This is a genomic window from Paenibacillus sp. FSL E2-0201 (assembly GCF_037963325.1).
Taxonomy (GTDB): Bacteria; Bacillota; Bacilli; order Paenibacillales; family Paenibacillaceae; genus Paenibacillus_AQ.
This window is the reverse complement of record NZ_CP150154.1, coordinates 2305634-2323416: the sequence shown is the minus strand read 5'-3', so window position 1 is coordinate 2323416 and position 17783 is coordinate 2305634. Positions and strand designations below refer to the sequence as shown.

At 42.2% G+C, this 17783-nt stretch carries 13 protein-coding genes; 2 read left to right on the top strand and 11 right to left on the bottom strand.

Annotation, left to right across the window (positions count from 1 at the left end; genetic code table 11):
- Positions 1–61: 61 nt before the first annotated feature.
- Together NSU15_RS10065 and NSU15_RS10060 are read right to left on the bottom strand one after the other, a co-directional pair.
- The gene (locus NSU15_RS10065; protein ID WP_339290163.1) at positions 62–1105 is read right to left on the bottom strand and encodes a YeiH family protein; all 1044 of its coding nucleotides are present in this window, start codon (positions 1103–1105) and stop codon (positions 62–64) included.
- 221 nt (positions 1106–1326) lie between these two features.
- Positions 1327–3231, bottom strand: coding sequence for an ATP-dependent DNA helicase (locus tag NSU15_RS10060; RefSeq protein ID WP_339291301.1), 1905 nt, complete (start codon positions 3229–3231; stop codon positions 1327–1329).
- A gap of 282 nt (positions 3232–3513) precedes the next feature.
- Here NSU15_RS10060 and NSU15_RS10055 point away from each other — a divergent pair, with 282 nt between their 5' ends.
- Positions 3514–3966: a hypothetical protein gene (locus NSU15_RS10055; RefSeq protein WP_339290161.1), complete on the top strand. Its 453-nt coding sequence runs from the start codon at positions 3514–3516 to the stop codon at positions 3964–3966.
- Between the two features lie 274 nt (positions 3967–4240).
- Here NSU15_RS10055 and NSU15_RS10050 read toward each other — a convergent pair whose 3' ends face one another.
- The 9 genes from NSU15_RS10050 to NSU15_RS10010 form a co-directional block, all read right to left on the bottom strand.
- Positions 4241–5206 (bottom strand): pectinesterase family protein, encoded by a 966-nt coding sequence (locus NSU15_RS10050; protein WP_076120032.1) that lies wholly within the window; start codon positions 5204–5206, stop codon positions 4241–4243.
- A 25-nt stretch (positions 5207–5231) separates the two neighbouring features.
- Positions 5232–6122 carry a prolyl oligopeptidase family serine peptidase gene (locus NSU15_RS10045; RefSeq protein ID WP_042126132.1) on the bottom strand — a complete coding sequence of 297 codons (891 nt, stop codon included), beginning with the start codon at positions 6120–6122 and terminating at the stop codon, positions 5232–5234.
- Between the two features lie 12 nt (positions 6123–6134).
- Positions 6135–7496, bottom strand: coding sequence for a glycoside hydrolase family 28 protein (locus NSU15_RS10040; RefSeq protein ID WP_076120031.1), 1362 nt, complete (start codon positions 7494–7496; stop codon positions 6135–6137).
- A gap of 22 nt (positions 7497–7518) precedes the next feature.
- The gene (locus NSU15_RS10035) at positions 7519–8640 is read right to left on the bottom strand and encodes a glycoside hydrolase family 88 protein (RefSeq protein WP_339290158.1); all 1122 of its coding nucleotides are present in this window, start codon (positions 8638–8640) and stop codon (positions 7519–7521) included.
- 111 nt (positions 8641–8751) lie between these two features.
- Positions 8752–9855: a glycoside hydrolase family 88 protein gene (locus NSU15_RS10030; RefSeq protein ID WP_076120029.1), complete on the bottom strand. Its 1104-nt coding sequence runs from the start codon at positions 9853–9855 to the stop codon at positions 8752–8754.
- 43 nt (positions 9856–9898) lie between these two features.
- Positions 9899–10774 carry a carbohydrate ABC transporter permease gene (locus NSU15_RS10025; RefSeq protein WP_076120028.1) on the bottom strand — a complete coding sequence of 292 codons (876 nt, stop codon included), beginning with the start codon at positions 10772–10774 and terminating at the stop codon, positions 9899–9901.
- 21 nt (positions 10775–10795) lie between these two features.
- Complete coding sequence (locus NSU15_RS10020) at positions 10796–11770, bottom strand: sugar ABC transporter permease (protein WP_339290156.1); 975 nt, start codon at positions 11768–11770, stop codon at positions 10796–10798.
- A 128-nt stretch (positions 11771–11898) separates the two neighbouring features.
- A complete protein-coding gene (locus NSU15_RS10015; protein ID WP_339290154.1) occupies positions 11899–13458 on the bottom strand; it encodes an extracellular solute-binding protein in 1560 nt (519 codons plus the stop codon).
- Between the two features lie 177 nt (positions 13459–13635).
- Positions 13636–15153, bottom strand: coding sequence for an extracellular solute-binding protein (locus NSU15_RS10010; protein WP_042126119.1), 1518 nt, complete (start codon positions 15151–15153; stop codon positions 13636–13638).
- 178 nt (positions 15154–15331) lie between these two features.
- Here NSU15_RS10010 and NSU15_RS10005 point away from each other — a divergent pair, with 178 nt between their 5' ends.
- Positions 15332–17677 (top strand): AraC family transcriptional regulator, encoded by a 2346-nt coding sequence (locus NSU15_RS10005; protein ID WP_339290152.1) that lies wholly within the window; start codon positions 15332–15334, stop codon positions 17675–17677.
- Positions 17678–17783 lie beyond the last annotated feature (106 nt).

Below are 17783 nucleotides of genomic sequence, written 5' to 3'. Positions count from 1 at the left end.
GTAAGGACCATTTTTAGATATGAAGTAGTTCATTTCTTACTATTCTAATGTATGCAAAAGATCATGCCAGTCCAAACCAGTGAACTAGTGTAAATCCAACTAAGGACAACAAGACCGAACCTATAAGCCCAGCTGCAAAAGACTTCATCCCCAGTCGTCTAAATGCCGCCAAATCAACATTCAAGCCAAGTCCAGCCATCGCCATAGCGATTAGCATATAAGCTATCGTTACAATTCCATTTGCCACTGATGCAGATACAATCCCTAATGAATTCACACCACTTACGAGTAAGAAACCGAGAATAAACCAAGGAATAGGAATACTTTTCCACGAGGCTTTAGACTGACCTCCCTGAACTTTTCTTTCTGTGCGATTCGTCCAAATCCCAATTAATATAGCCACAGGAACAAGTAAGGCTACCCGAGTCAATTTAACGATGACCGCCATATCTACTGCTGCATTCCCACCTGCATCAGCTGCTGCGATGACGTGAGCAATTTCATGTAAGGTAGCTCCAGAGAATACCCCGTAGCCTAGATCGGATAAGCCTAGCAAAGGGTACAAAAAAGTGTAGAGCAACGTGAATATTGTACCTAAAATAGCGACTATCGCTGCGCCGATCGCAGTTTCGTCGTCTTTCGCTTTGATTTGTGGAGCAATCGCCACCACCGCTGCCGCACCGCAGATCGCTGTTCCACAGGCAGTTAAGATACTGAGTCGTTTATCAACCTTGAACAGTCGAGCAAGCCCGTAAACAACAGAGATCGTAAATACGATCACGATAACAGCCAGTAGAAATACTCTTGGCCCCGCAGCTACGATATCCATTAAATTCAACCGCATACCAAGCAGGATAATTCCTAAACGCAGTAGCTTTTTGCTGGAAAAATCAGTCCCTTGAGTGATCGTACCCGGCACTCCGACGGTTGCCCGCCAAATAATTCCGATTAAAATGGCAATGACCAGTTGGCCCATAATAGAGAGAAATGGAAAGCCTGCTAAATACTTTGCGACTAATGCAATGATTAAGGTCAATCCAATGCCAAGCGCAAAACCAACCTGTTTCTTATGGTTCGATTGGTATAATCCCTGTGAATCCCCCATGTCGTATACACCCCTTGTATGAATCTCTAGATGTCGGAGGTATGTATATCCCCCATGAATCAACAATAATACGCCATGGCTCGAAAGTTAAATACCAATATACTATCTGTAAGATTAGTAATCCTTATGCTTGAATTTGCGCAAAAAAGGCTCCTTCGAGAAGCAGCATGCCAGAGCAGCCGCCTCACTAAAAGAGCGTCGATTGTGTTCCTATATTACATTCACACTTCCAGCGTCTGAAGCTTAGTACCCTTCGGTAGTACAGAAGTTATATACTCGTGAACCGGATGTTGTCCTTCGGCTTCCGCAAGCACCGTCACAATTCCTTGGTCCGTGCCCGTTCTGATCAGACGTCCCATCCCTTGTTTAAGTCTCAGCAGCATGTATGGCAAATCCACCTCTTCAAAAGGATTGGAGGTCTCCGCACGTTTCGCCATAAATACAGGGTCTAGCGGCGGATAAGGCAGTGACCAAATGATCACATTAGATAGTGAAGGTCCTGGTATGTCTAGTCCTTCCCATAGCGTTACCGCACAAAGCACACTATGCTCATCCCTTTGAAAAGCTGAGATTAGATAGCTGATCTCTTGATCTCCTTCAAAGAGGAAAGAATACTTACTGGATTCTGCTGTCTGCGAGCTGAGCTGCTTGAACTGCAGAAGTTCTTCCCGAGTACGGAACAGCAGCAGGGCTCTTCCTTCAGTCTGCTGGATAAGCTTTAGAGAGATCTCCATTTTTTCAGCAAAATCACCGCTCCGAAGCTCTGGCACATAGACATTCATCTGATGCTCATAATCATAGGGTGAGTCTACAGAGAAAGACAGGAAATCTTGAATCCCAAGACTGTCCTTCAAGTATTGGAAGGATTTATCCACGGATAAGGTAGCCGAAGAGAATACGATTGGGATTTTTTGCGTGAACAAGCTGTCTTGGAGTACTTCCTTAACATTACGCGGCATGACCGACAGCGTTAAGCCATCACTATCTTCTGTCGCCCAGCAGATTAATGCACCTGAATCCTCAAACAATCTCAACGCGATCTCTATGGTCTCCAAACGTTCTTCCACAATCCGCAACTGATATTCATCAATCGTGTAAAGTCCACTTTCGAATACTAATTCTTCTTCAATAGCGGCAATTACACTACGCATGCGGTGCACCTCACGGATTAGCGATGCATTTAGCTCAACGCTTTTTCGATCCGATCCAGGAATGTTACGGCATTGACGACGAATGTATTTAAACATCTGCTCACTTTGCATAATCGCTTCATCAATAAGTACCGCGAGCGTCTCACGAATCTCATTCTGCAGCAGACGAGAGATCAGCTCTTCAAAGACAACATGCTTCATTTTATAGCCTAACGCCTTCATGGCGGCAGATTCTAACAAATGCCCTTCGTCAAAAACAACGGCACAATGCTCTGGAAGTAAAGGAATTTGACCCTCTCGCTTACGCGCTTCATAAGTCCAAATATGTTCCATGTAATAATCGTGAGAACAAATGATCAAGTCACTTGATTTCCGGTAATGATCACGGGACAACGTCTGCCCACAGCGGTGACGCATATCGCAAGTAAAACAATCCTGAAACGTATCCCAATTGATCTTATTCCATTGCTCATCGTTCAAATCTGGATAGTCCCTGCGGTCGCCATAGGCATGGAACTGCTGCATCGGTGCATGAGAATGTACAAAATCAGGTAGAGTGCTGTATAAACTCTCCAGCGGCAAGCTCCCATCATCATTGTTGCGTGCGTGATCCAGCTTTTTCAGACACATATACTTGTCCGGAGATTTCGCTAGTCTGGCATCAATATTCATATTCAGATGCTTCGCAAGCTTGGCAATATCGCCTTCTGGTTTCACAAGCTGCTCGATCAATGACTCATCCGCACAAGCGATAATCGCAGGTTTGCCCATATACCGCGCATAACAAATGCTATATAACAAATACACTAAAGTCTTACCCGTACCGACCCCTGCCTCAGCAAAAATCGTCTTTTTCTCAGCAAAAGCTCGTTCCACCTGAAACGCCATGTAAATCTGTTCATCACGGACTTCAAATCCTGCCTCAGGAAGAATTTCATAAAATACATCTCCGACCCATTCTCCTACTTGCTCCATAAAAGGTCTGGTCCGATCATATTCAAAAGGATACTGTGTCGCCAACAAGCCTACCTCCAATATTTGATCAGGCATATCACGTATGCCATGAAAAATAGAATCAACGGAAAAACTCTATTATCTCATAAGATTGGAATAATTACAAAGTAGTTCGTTCGGATAATTTAATGGTTGTTACAAGTTACTATAGCAGGCAGGAGGATCATTACCTTTAATAGAATAAACAGTTACAGGAATGTATTGGAAGAATCGGAAGATCTCTGATAAAAGGGAGGGGTAAACTTGAAAAAAACATTCATAATCATTTTAATCATTGCAGTGGTTGCTCTTATTTTACCAATCGTATCCACTCCATTTATTAACAATTACATTGCATATTCCACAAAGAAAAATCTAATGGAATTATCTTTGCCAGATAAAACTGAAAGGGTAGATGCTTTATCATCCGCTGGGAAATTAATGGGGAATGGAAATGGAATGCAATTTTTTGGCGCTATTTTAATCAAATCAGAACAAACTTTGGAACAATTAAATAATTTTTATGCAAAGTATCGCGAGAATGATTGGAGTTACATCGTTGAAAAGCAAGTGAGTAATAACATTGCCTTTATTGAACATCGTGATTTGAAATTCAAAGCATTGAAAGCAGATGAAAAACTAGTTAACTATTATATTGTTTACACTTGGGGCAGTAGTAATTATCCATTAAGTGATCTAGACATACGAGGGCATTAACACTTAAAGGATGTAAGTATTAAACCATTGGGAGGGAAGAACATGCATTGGAAAAAGTATTTTATTTTAGTGTTACCAACGATAATAATTGGGCTATTTTTATACTCCTTTCTTCCAGCACACCAGAGGCCCTATGTTTTATTAGTTCCTATGATATTCTGGTTGATATATCACACTTGGATTTATATTGAAAGAAAACAAAAGAAATAAAAACGGCAGTCAAGGACTCTTTACGCTCGTCCAGGACTGCCTCATTTTTTAAAAGATTAATCAATTACAGTACTTGCTTCCAAAAGTCCGTCCCAGCAAAAACAAACTCTTTATCCAGCGCTTCTCCCCCACCCTCAAAGCAATCTGCCCATGGAACACGCTTCTTCCTCAGGGACGCAGCATCCTTCACGCCATATTCCTGATAACTAACGGTTTGCTCATTGGCTGCGTTATTCCAGTTGTCCCAGCCCATAGGATGAATATGCAAGCCCATCTGACAACCCACAAACACGGTCTTCGCGTACTCACGCCAAGGACGTCCTAGAAACACTGGAGCAATATCAGGATCGGCTGTTAAGAAGCAATTCTTAAAAATGTAGCCATGTGACTGTCCCTCGGGTGTCGAAGCCGCTGTTATATAACCGGAAAGATTCTCATTATGACGTAAACTGCGAATCTCACATTGATCGAAATAAGCCGTGGCACCGCCAAAAATAAAATCGATGGTTCCTTCTATATAGCAATGCTGATATAACTGACGATACTGGGCGTGATGTTCTCTCAGCGGAATACCTCCGAATGCCCTTCGCTCTCGTGGAGCAGGTGGTAAAGGTCCGGTGAACAAGGTGTCCTGATACCCCTTAAAGATGCAATTTCTGAATACGGTTTGGTCGCAATGCGCATAGACGGCTAATGCCTGCCCAATACGCTCTCCCTGCCCAGCACTATTGGTTATCACCAGATTCTCTAACACCAAATGACTGCCGCCCAGAAATAACGTTGGAGTAGCAAACGTATTGATTTCTTCCCCCGCTTCATCACGCTCTTTGGCATAACGGTTCATGGTTATTTCCACGTAGCCAAGTCCTATAACCTTAAGATTAGAACGGTAAATCCGAACTGCCTCTTGATAGATGCCGGATAAAATATAGAGCGTAACCGCTTGGCTGGTTGGCTCACCCTCTAGCGAATCGATCGCATCTTGAATGGTGCGATAATCGCAAAAGGATTCTTTGCCCACTACTAGCATTGTTGTCTGTTCCCTTCCATGGATTTTAGAGATGCTTCGCCAAAAATTGCTGCCATAACGTCCGCATTTCCAGAGTCTCCATATGCCCTCCACTTCCCACTAGCGGTTGCCAATGTTCTGGGCTCCCTGCTGTTTGGTAAGCTTCAGACAATCCTTGAGCCAGATGCTCAACACCTTCAATCGGACATAACCGATCGTTTCTGCCTACTAGACTCATTCGCGGGCGGGGAGCGATCCGCTTTTGAATGTCGAGCGTTGTGTAATGCTTCAATAACCCGGGCACATATGAATAGTAGCCATGATGATCTAATCCTCTTACAGCAATTAAGCTATGTGCATCTACTTGACCACAGATGTCGACAATCACTCCGACCCGTTCGTCTAATGCAGCCAGCCACCATGCCATCAAACCACCCATGGACATACCGATTGTTGCGATTCGGGAAGCGTCAATATCCTCACGTTGGCACATGTAATCCAGCATTCGAATATTGTCATACAGCATCATGCCCCACATGACCTGCCCCTTCCATAGCATTTCCTTCACTAGCTCACTCTCAGTTTTACCGCCACGCTCATTAAACCCCCACATATCGATACAGCAAGCAGCGTACCCCATCTCCGTTAGGGCTTTAGCAAAAGAAGGCTGTTGCAAATAGGCGCTGCTGCGAACAAACTCATTACGTCCATTCGCGTAATTCCCCCCATGAGAATGATTAAAGACAACCAGCGGAAACGGTCCTTCTCCATCCAAAGGAATAGCAACATAAGCAGGAACCCGTTCCAATCCATTCAGATCAAGCAAAAGGGATTCGAGGCGATATCCGTCCCGTTCCTCTTGGTTTATCACAGTTACCGAAATCGGCTTATCCGTTGGAAGATCGCCTAACAGTTCCTTCAGTTTATCCGGCGCCATGGCTTCCCCCCTTTACGGACACACATTCTGTTCTGTGGGCGAAACGGTAACTTGTTCTACTAGTTTCTCCGGCTTTTTCGTGTTCTTGGACTGACAATTCACGATCTCTATTGCTTCGCCATTTTCAATGTAAAAAGCAGGTCCTTCATGATTCTCGATAGTCACCTGTTGGAATTGTACATCCCTTGCATTGCCTAGGAAAAATCCGCGATTGTTCATGTTCTCGATTCCTGTCATCATATCCGGATGCCCGGGAACCGCATTACTTGCCATAGAGATATCAATATTTGAAAAAGTAATCTCCGATACATACTGCTCCGCCAGTCCATATAAGAATCCCGCAGCAGCATGAACATTACGTGCGGTAATATTGGCGAAATGGATGCGTCTAAAGCATGGCGTTTCATCAGTGATCGGATAAGGATTTTTATCCCACACATACTTTTCTTTCCCGCGCGGCCCACAGAAATAGTATAGATTCAGAGTAAATGGACAAATGACGTCTTCCATTACAATATTACTGATCCTAATGTCTTCAATAGTTCCACCACGACCCCGTCTTGATTTCATACGAATGCCGCGATCGGTTTGCTTAAAAACACAGTTGCTAATGGTTACATTCCGAATATCTCCACTCATTTCACTTCCAAGAACAACTCCACCATGCCCATGAACCATGGTACAGTTTGTGATCGTGATATTCTCGCATGGAATACGTTCTTTCGTATCTTCAGTTCCTGCTTTGATAGCAATGCAGTCATCACCTACATCAATATTGCAGTTACTTATCCGAACATTCGTACAGGACTCTGGATTAATACCATCTGTATTCGGAGAATCAGCCGGGTTCAAAATGGACAGGTTATCAATCGTCACATTGTAGCAGGCCACAGGATTAACGGTCCAGCTAGGAGAATTCACCAGCGAGACATCCTTAATCGTTACCCGCTGACAGCTATCAAAGCCAATCAAAGTCGGACGGGGGTACTTTAGCTCTTCCCGACGGTTCCGAAATACATCCCACCATGCCTTACCATTACCATTAATAGTTCCGCTTCCGGTAATCGATATATTGACTAAACCTTTACCATGAATACAAGGTGTATGAACCTGCTGCTTCACCCCTTCCCATCTACATTCCACCGCAGGGTAATTCACAGGGTTCGTACTGAATGAAAGGATCGCTCCTGGATTTAAATTTAATTCAATATTGCTTTTCATAACAATCGCACCCGTATAGTAAGTGCCAGCTGGCACATAAACAGTTCCTCCACCAGCCTCACTTGCCGCTTCAATCGCACGCGCAATCGCTTCTGTCGCTAACATTCCGCTATTCTTAAGCGCACCAAAATCGTCAATATTATATACGGACATACTATAGCACTCCTGTTCTATATCAGATCCAGCCTCTTAATTGTTCGTATTCCACACAGGCTTGTAGGAAAGCACCCACACCTTTTTGGTCATTCGTGACAATAGGCTCACTAATGTAATAAGCAAAGGTACCATCTCTTTGGTCCACTCCACCTAACCCCGCCACTTGGCAATTTTTATTTAGATTGACCCAACCTTCTTTGGTTTCTAGTACAAATTCGCTGATAAGTCCTTGGAACGCGCGGTCTAACGGTTCGTACCAACTAGCCTCTAACACGCCTAATCGAATACCTTTTGCCATAGCGTACACAATCATACTGGAAGCAGAAGCTTCTAAATAATTCCCTTTGCGTTCCCCCAGATTCACTACTTGATACCAGACTCCTGATTCAGGATCCTGATATTTCTTCACAGCAGTTAAAGTATCGTTTAGAATTCGGACCAGTTCTGGATAATCAGCATGCTCACTCGGCAATAACTCTAGAACATCAACTAAAGCCATAAGATACCAGCCAAGTGAACGCGCCCAAAAGTTAGGAGATAGCCCTGTCTCGGGGTCACACCAAGGCTGAATATGTTGTTCATCCCATGCGTGATATAGCAGACCCGTTTCCGTATCTTTAGTGTGCTTCTCACATAAAATAAATTGTTTCGTCACATCTTCAAGCCCCTGCCCTTCCTCAAAGGCTAGCAAGTAGGCCAAATAGAAAGGTGCACCCATATAAAGACCATCCAACCAGATTTGATAGGGATAGATATTTTTATGCCAAAAAGCGCCTTCCGAGGTTCGCGGATGTGCCTTTAGCTGTTTTCTAAATAAGGTAGCCGCTTGTTTATATTTTTCCTGCTTGGTTTCTTTATATAGTGTGAATAATAATTTCCCGTTATTAATGTGATCGATATTGTACTCGTCCAAATGATAGCCCTTAACGCTGCCATCTTCCTGAATAAAGTAATCCATATGATCTTGAATGAATTGCAGATACTTCGCATCGCCAGTTTGCTTCCACAGCCATTCAAATCCATTCAACACCACACCATAGTCATAGGTCCAGCTTCCGTTGTAGCCTTTATCCTCATAGAGCTTTGGTGTCCTCGCCATGATAGAGTCTGCCGTGTGAATTGCCCAATGTGATCTCTTCATCCCAACCCCCTGAATGTTATTAAATTTAAGTACTACCTTCTCCCACAAAATAATAGGACTTGATTCTCAGTCCGAGAGAATCAAGTCATTGTATAGTAATGTACGAACGAATCAATCTTGAATTAAACTCTGCATCTCCACACAAGCCATCACCAACGCGCCCACGCCATGTAAATCATTCTTAACTTTAGGTCGAGTGACATAACTCTCGTAATCCCCAGCCGAAGTACCGATACAGATGTCCGGCAAAATTAATCTATTCTGGTCATCCCACTGAATCAACCTGGTTAACCCTTCATAGCCTTTTCTAGCTGCAGCTATAGCCATTTCTGTATCACTTACAATGCCATGCTTCACGGCTTTGGCAATCGTGTAGACAAATAAACATGACCCTGAGGTCTCAAGCCAATTATCCGGCTCGTGCCCCTTGTCCACGACCTGATACCAAAGCCCACTCTCTTGATCTTGATAACGAATAAGGGCATCAACGAATTCACTTAAAGTAGAAGATAATCCAGTTCGAGCGGGATCATGGACGGCCAACAGATCAAGAAATTGCGACAATGCGAGACCATACCACCCTAACGATCTGCTCCAGAATTCTGGTGAACAGCCTGTCTCCGGGTTCGACCACGGCATCCGGCGACTCTCGTCCCAAGCATGATATAATAACCCGGTTGTCTCATCTTTCATATGCTTGCGCATTAACTTTTCCTGATGGAGAACCGTATCACGCAAGCTAGAATCGCCATAGACATTAGCATATTTTAACGAGAATACACCTGCCATATAAAGCCCGTCTAACCACATTTGGTTAGCATATTTATCCTTATGCCAGTACCCACCCTCAGAGGTTTTGTTTAACGTAAGCAATAAATTCCTCAGCTTCTCTGCAGCAATGCGATACTTGAGTTTACCTGTCCGCTTATGAAGGTTAAACAGCAGTTGTCCGGCTTGAACGGCATCTAACTCATCACGGGCAAAATAAAAGTTACCGTATTCATCTACCAAATCATCCACGTATGCCTGAATATACTGAATATAGCGGTCTTCTTGATATACATTCCACAATAGCTCCATACCGCATAAAAATACACCTTGATGGTAGTGCCAACGATGAGCTGGAGGAAGTTCTCCCGCCTTGTAAGTATCCATTAATGAATCGCAAGCTTTTTTTGCCCACTCTATGGGTGTTGTTGGTGCACTGACAGTCATCTCCAAACTCCCTCCATCAGAATATTCTCTCTTTCAATGCTTATTAGCCCTTCATAGAACCTAACATTGCTCCTTTAGCAAAATGCTTTTGCAGGAATGGATATACACATAGTATTGGTAGAGTAGCTACAACGATAACAGCCATTTTAATCGTTTGATCTGGCGGTGGAGCAGCAGCGTCCAGTGTAGCGCTGTGATCCATACCGCTGGCAAGCACAACAATTTGTCTCAGTAGAACCTGTATTGGCCACTTCGTACTATCATCCAAATACAGAATCGCATTCATGTAGGTATTCCAATACGTAACCGCATAGAACAATCCGATAGTCGCTAACGCAGGTAAGGATAGTGGCAATACAATTCGAAATAAAATTCCGAAGTCATTACAACCATCAATTTTGGCTGACTCCTCCAGACCATCTGGTATATTCTGGAAAAATGTTTTAAGGATGATCATGTTAAATGCACTAATCGCTGAAGGTAGAATAAGTGATGCGTACGTATCTATTAGTCCTAATTCCTTCACTACGAGGAAAGTTGGGATCATTCCACCATGAAAGAGCATGGTGAACACAACCATAAAGTTAACCACTTTACGTCCGTCCAGATCTCTTCTAGCAAGAGCGTAAGCCATCAGAGAAGTGATTAACAAACTGAAGAATGTACCAATCACCGTGACACCAATGGAAACACCCATGGCTTTAAATATTGTATTCGTTGAGAAGATATACTTGTAAGCTTCCAGACTCCACACTTTTGGTATCAGTACAAATTTATTAGCCGCTAGCTCTGCAGTCGTTGTAAATGAGCCTGCTACAACGTGCATAATCGGAAGTATGGTAATTAAAGCTATGAGCGCTAGCAGCGTAAAGTTTATAGCCGAAAAAATTCTACTACTGATTGTTTTATCATGTACCATTTCAATTCCTCCCAGAACATATCAATAAACGCCTTCTTCGCCCATTTTCTTAGATAATTTATTGACCGACATTACCATAATCAAGCCAACAATCGATTTAAAGAATCCAATGGCTGTGCTGTAACTAAACTGTCCTTGTCTTAGACCAGCAGTATAAACATACGTATCGATAATTTCCGCGACTTCTCGATTCATGGAGTTAAGTAGCAGATATACATGTTCAAATCCAAGATCAAGAACGGAACCAATTTTCAGAATAAATAATGTGATAATTACCCCTCTAATCGCTGGAAGAGTAATATGCCAGACTTGTCTGATTCGTCCAGCTCCATCCATACGTGATGCTTCGTAAAGCCCTGGATCGATGGCAGCAATGGAAGCGAGATAAATAATCGTTCCCCAGCCTGCTTCTCTCCAAATCACCTGAATAATATACATGGGCCTGAACCATCCTGGGTCAAGCAGGAAATTGATTTGTTTAAATCCAAAATAGGAAAGTAACTCGTTGATGATCCCTCCATCCATCGTGACCATAACAAATGAAATGGAGACGACGATAACCCACGACAAAAAATGGGGTATATAGAAAAGACTCTGAAAAGTTCTTTTGAAAAAGGAGCCTTGAAGTTCATTTAACATCAGGGCAAGGATGATCGGAATCGGGAAATAGATAAGAATATTCATCCCGAAAAGCACAAGTGTGTTCACCAATATATTTAAGAAATCCGGCTCTGTGAACAACCTGCTGAAATGCTTCATACCCACCCAATCACTGCCCATTATTCCTTTATAAGGCTTATAGTCTTGGAATGAGATAATTAATCCATACATAGGGAGATATTTAAAAATAATAAAATATAGCACTCCCGGTATTAGCATGACGTAGAGCAATTTATTTCTCCACAGCCGCTTTTTTAGTACGCTGCTGCTTTTATAAATCTCTGGCTCAGGCTGCATTTTCGGGGCTGAACTAGGCTGTGCGGTGACATCCTGCATGATACTCTTCCTTTCTCCTTCTTTATTCAAACACGATATTACTGAACCCTGTGAGGAATAGAAAAGGTTGTTGAAACAAGATCAACAACCTTTTCAGCTATATCGTTTAACTATTCGAGCACGGGTTACTATTTTTTGTATAAAGCGTTGTACTCTTCAATAATTTTATCTCCACCACGGCTCTTCCAATTCTCAACCTCTTTTTCAAATCCAGCTCTGTCGAGCTGTCCATACATATACTTGTAGGTTGCATCTGTAATAATTTGTTGAATCTCAACACCTTTTTCAGTGTAGGTAGCTGAGTCCATAGCCACTGTTGGATCTGCTACACCCACTTTAACGTTCTCAAGTACTAATTCTTCTGCATGAATACGGCCTGGCAGAACGTTATAACTTTGGTACATGCCATTAGTTTCGTATTCTCCGATAACACTATCCTTGAAGCCCTTAACTTCACGTTCGATCAAATCTTTGTCATCCGCAGGTTTCGCTTTACCGTCTACAACGGTATAGTGAGTCCCTTCAATTCCCCAATACATCAAGTTAGCTACTTCTGGTGTCATCATTTGGTCAAAGAAAGCAAGGATCTTCTTGAGTTCTGCCTCATCCTTCACAGCAGATTTCGGGAACATGACGACATTGTTATACCCGGGAATCATCCATTGCGCATATTTACCTTCTGGACTCGCAACCATACTATGCGTATCTAGAACAGCATCAGGGAAAAGCTTAATGGTATCTTTGTTGAGGGTATCTATATCTTGTATAGAGCCTCCGATATAGAGCCCTGCTTTACCAGATGTAAACATGTTTACAGCATCCGTTTTACTAGTAGCAGCAAAATCCTGGTTCATGTATCCGCCTTCACGAACTTTTTTGAAGAAGTCCATCGTATCGAAATACTCATCGAAGGTAAATTCAGGTGCTAATTTGCCATCCTTCTCTCCCCATGAGTTCGGAGTTCCAAACCAAGATGAGACTGTTTTAAACGCACCATAGGTCAACTCATTACGGTCAACAATACCTATAGTATCTTTTATTCCATTACCGTCTGGATCTTGTTCCGTGAAGGCCCTAGCCATTTCGAACAATTCATCTACATTAGCTGGTGCAGCAAGTCCTAATTTATCTGCCCAGTCTTTCCGATAGATGATCCCTTGACGTGCCAGAGGGCGGCCGATATACAAGGTGTACAACTTGCCATCCACTTTGGTGTTATTCAGAATTTCAGGTTTCAATTTACTCAGATTCGGGAATTCACTTAAGAGAGGACCAATTTCCCAGAACTGACCGTCTTTAATCGCTTCTTTCATCTGAATGAAGGTTGTTTGATTCTTTAAATACGTCACTTGCGGCAGTGAGCCAGTCGCAAAAGATGAATTCAGTTTTTCTTCGTAAGTATCAGCAGGGAAAAATTGGTACGTCAACTTCGTGTTGGTCAATTTCTCAACTTCATTCTTAATCGTGTCAGGTGGTGTATCAGTCGTATTTAATGGAAGCATAATCTTGATTTGTGTCGGCTCTTCTTTTACATCTTCTTTTGCTGCCTCTGTCTCTACCGGCTTAGCAGTGCTCTCACTACTTGCAGTTTCAGAACTTGCTTGATTGTTGTTACCACCACATCCAGCCAGCAATGTGCTGAGTGCTAACAGTGATGTCAACAACATGGTGAAGGATTTCTTCTTCATACCATTTTGACCTCCATAATTTGTATTGGTTACGAGTCCCACATTACATCGTTGGCAAAGTTACGAAAACAATCATTTCCCCATAAAGGGCCGTTCTTAAAGGGATCTGAGCAAATGATTATGGTGATAACACAAAAAAATCCACTGCGTCATCCGCAGTGGATCAAACTAACCTATTTACTTCTCTATCCCAAGCTCAGCCTCACCATATTCCTTAATAATCTGATTTCCTCCGTTGGCTCTCCATTTCTCAACTTCCTTCTGGAATCCCTCAACGGTTATATTGCCTAGTATGTAATTGTACGTAGCGTCCACAATGATTGTAGACAATTCCACATTCTTTTCATCATAGGTAGAAGAGCTTAAAGACACGGTCGGATCGTCGACCAGAAAAGATTCATTATCTTTACTTAGCTGATCCGCAAGTGAGGTCAATTGCTCCTTCTGAGCCACCTCCATAATGTTCTTATTACTAATGTCTGCAATCATCAAAGAATATAACGGATTTACTTCTTGCACCCGCAGCTCCGAAGTCTCCTCGGGAAGAATGATTTTTCCTTCCTCAAGCTTATAATGGCGCCCTTCAAACCCATACATCATTATATTCGCTACATCTTTATCCATGGTTCGATCAAAGAATTCGAGTACCTGGCGGAGTTCATCCTCAGTAGCAATGGCTTTTTTGGAGAAGAGATAGAGTCCATTATAATTGGGTATCGACCACACCTTATATCCTTCAGGCCCTTCGATCCGATTGATTAATGTAAGTTCTGCCTTTGGATTCAAATTCTGAGCTTCAATAGACAGCCGCTTTACATCTGTCATACTGCCGATAAATACACCAGCAATACCATTAATGAACTTATCGCGTTGTACTTCTTTGCTCGTTAAGGCGAAATCCTGATTAATAATTTTCTCATCATATAATTTCTTCATGAAATTCATAGTGTTCATATACTCAGCGGTCACAAATTCAGGTACAAATTGATGATTCTCTAGTTTCCAATTATTTGGTGTGCCAAAATACGAACTTAACGTCTTAAATACCCCATACACAAGATCATTTCGATCGACTAATCCGTAGGTATCCTGTTTGCCATTCTGATCTGGATCGTTGTATGTAAATTGTCTCATGACCTCATATAGTTCATCCAGTGTTTGCGGATTATTTAAATGAAGATTGTCGAGCCAATCCTTGCGTATAATAACCCCCTGTCTGGAAGAGGGGCGTTCCGTATATAAGCCATAGATCTTACTATCTACAGAAGTCTGCTTAAGAATGGCGGGGTTCAGTTGTTTAAGATTGGAGAACTCCTGAAGGTATGGGCCGATCTCCCAAAAGGCATCCGAACGAATAGCATTTTTCACCAGATTATAATCTGAGAATTTTACAAATGTGACCTTTCCGAGGGAATTGGTTGTAAGCGCCGTGTTCATCTTATCCGTGTAGACACCCTCTGGAACCCACCTTATATCTAGCTTCACACCTGTCAGCCTTTCGATCTCTGCCATAATCTCTTTCGAGGGCTGTTGCGGAAAATGAAGGGGCGCCAAAATTGAGATACTCGGGGGAGACACTTTTGGGCCGGAATCGGCAGATTCCTTATTGTTGCAAGCGCTTAAGAAAGAGAAAACGAGCAAAGCAAATAAACAGAAATACATCGTTGCCCTTCTATCCATTGATACTCTAGACATTTTGTGGCCTCCTAGATATTGTAAGGATTATCACCTGAAAGCTTGAAGATTTTACATTTTATAAGCATAATTAGAGCTAATGATTATCGCGAAGCGAGATGATTATTGTTATTTACTACCAAGTTACATACACTTAGAACAAGTGTCTACTTCTACATAAGTAAAGGTGCTGAGTCTCGTGAGACCATTAAGCTTTCTAAGTAAGCTAACGATGTTTGCCTTTGTAATTAGCACGCTGCCTGTATTGTTCATCGGTTCTTTTTCATATCTCACATCATCAAAAGAAATTCAGAAAAACGTTAACAACAGTAAAATGGAACTTATCTTACAAATCACCTCAAATGTAGAACATAAGTTAACAACTGTCAATCAAACATTAAACCAAGTGATCAACTCCAGTGTATTAAAAAAAGCACTAAATAACCCTTTAAATGAAACCGATTTCATTTTGTACAATGATTTAAGAAACGAAATTCGCAATATGCAATCCTTCGATACGAAGCTGGAAGATGTCATCTTATTAAATCAGCAGCAAAATTGGATGATCAAAAATTCGGGAGTCTATCGTTTGGATGAATACAAGAACTATGCACAGCTCTCAAATCTGATGAATATCGCCGAAGATACCTCGTGGATTTTGAACCCATCCTCCCTATTTTATAGCGAGGAAAGCATCAACGTTACTGGCTGTAACTACAGCATTAGTCTTATCAAGAAACTCCCGACCAATAAGCTGCAAAAGTATGGGCTCGCCTTAGCTAATATTCCTGTCTGCAGTCTTCAAGATTTCATTAATTCTGATGTACAGCCACTCGACGATATTATCGTTCTGGATAAGGAAGGTCGGTTCTTGCTCCATCCGGACCGCAACTTGATCGGGAAGCCTATGAGGGAAGGCGGATTTACAGAAGATTCTTTCATTGCTAATCCCTCCAAACTTTCAGGGCAGTTCAAAACCGTGATCCACAAGAAAAATTACGCTGTCACTTACATGCGCTCTCAGATGAATGGCTGGGTTTATCTTTCGGTCACATCCATGGAAAGTTTAACGAAAGAGTCTCAAAAAATCGGTCTGTTTACGATATTCGTATGTACTTTTATGCTTCTTCTCTCCATTCTCTTGGCATGGATCGGATCAAGACGGATGTATACACCTATTGAAAGACTTCTCAATCAGATGGGCCAACGCAAAACGGATATCAAATCCAGACATACAAATGAATTTCAGATTATCGGAGAACAGGTTCATTCTTTATTTCAATCTAAATCTCAGCTGGAAAAAGAAGTCCGTCAGCATATCCAGCAGGTTCGTACCTTCTTCTTAATCAATGCTTTCCATGGCAACGTTAAGAAGCGTGATCTGCTCGAAGAGCTGGAGCAATTCGGCTATCACAAGCAACTCGAAGAATGGAAGACGATGGCTGTGATTACGTTGTCGATCGATTTTGCCGAAGATTCCAGTTATGAGAAAAAAGATCTTAATCTTTTATTATTCGCTGCCCATAATATGATTGAAGAGTTAGTCTGCCCTGAACAACGACTGGCTCCTGTAATTATGGACCATGCGGTGGTCGTATTATTGGGGAGTCCGAACTGTGATACTCAGTCTTTTCACAAAACTCTATATTCACTTACGGAGAAGCTTCAACAAGAAATCAATAATTACCTCAAAGTACAGGTGAGTATTGGGCTGAGCCTTCCCTTCCACGACTTACCGAAGTTATCCATTGCTTACAGAGAAGGCCTTGAAGCACTAAAGCATCGGATTAAGCTTGGCAAGGGTGTCATTATCCAGTACGAAAATATTAACTCTGGCAAACATTATCTGAACTTGAACTACCCTACCCATAAAGAAAATGATTTACTGGATGCTATCAAGCTGGCTGAAACGGAAAAAGCCAAGGAGCTTATTCATTTTCTCTTTAAATCGATCTTTGCCCAAGAGCTGTCACCGCAGGAGTACCAGATCCCGTTGACGCGCCTGCTCAATAATTTACTCATTATGATGCAGGAATCCGGTATTAGCTTGAATCAAATTTATCATGCCAATGGTTCCATATTTGAGGAGCTGCATGATCTTCATACTGTGACGGAGATTGAGGATTGGTTCTGGAGCATGGTCATTTATCCGATGATCAAGATTTTTAACAGCAGACAGAATGCGCAATACCACAACATTTCCGAGAAGATCATCGATTTGATACAGCATGATTATGATACCGATCTTACTTTAGAAGAGTGTGCTTCACGTCTGCATTATAATGCCAACTATATCAGCAGTGTCTTCCGCAAGGAGACCCAGTACTATTTTAGCGAATATTTAACAATGTACCGATTTAAAATGGCGAAAAAATGGCTAAAGGAAACCGACATGCCCATTAAAGATATTGCAGCCAAATTAAGATACAACAATTCTCAGAACTTCATTCGCTCTTTCCGTAAACAGGAAGGCATGACACCTGGACAATACCGGGAGCACAATGCTGGCACAAAACTTAAATCCACCTTTGACGAATCGATGTAAAAAAGACCATAAATACTGCTCAGGTGGAATCAAAAAAAAAGAGTCTCTCTTTTTTTTTGAAAATATGTTAACGTGTGCATATACCCTTTTAAGGAGGAAATGGAAC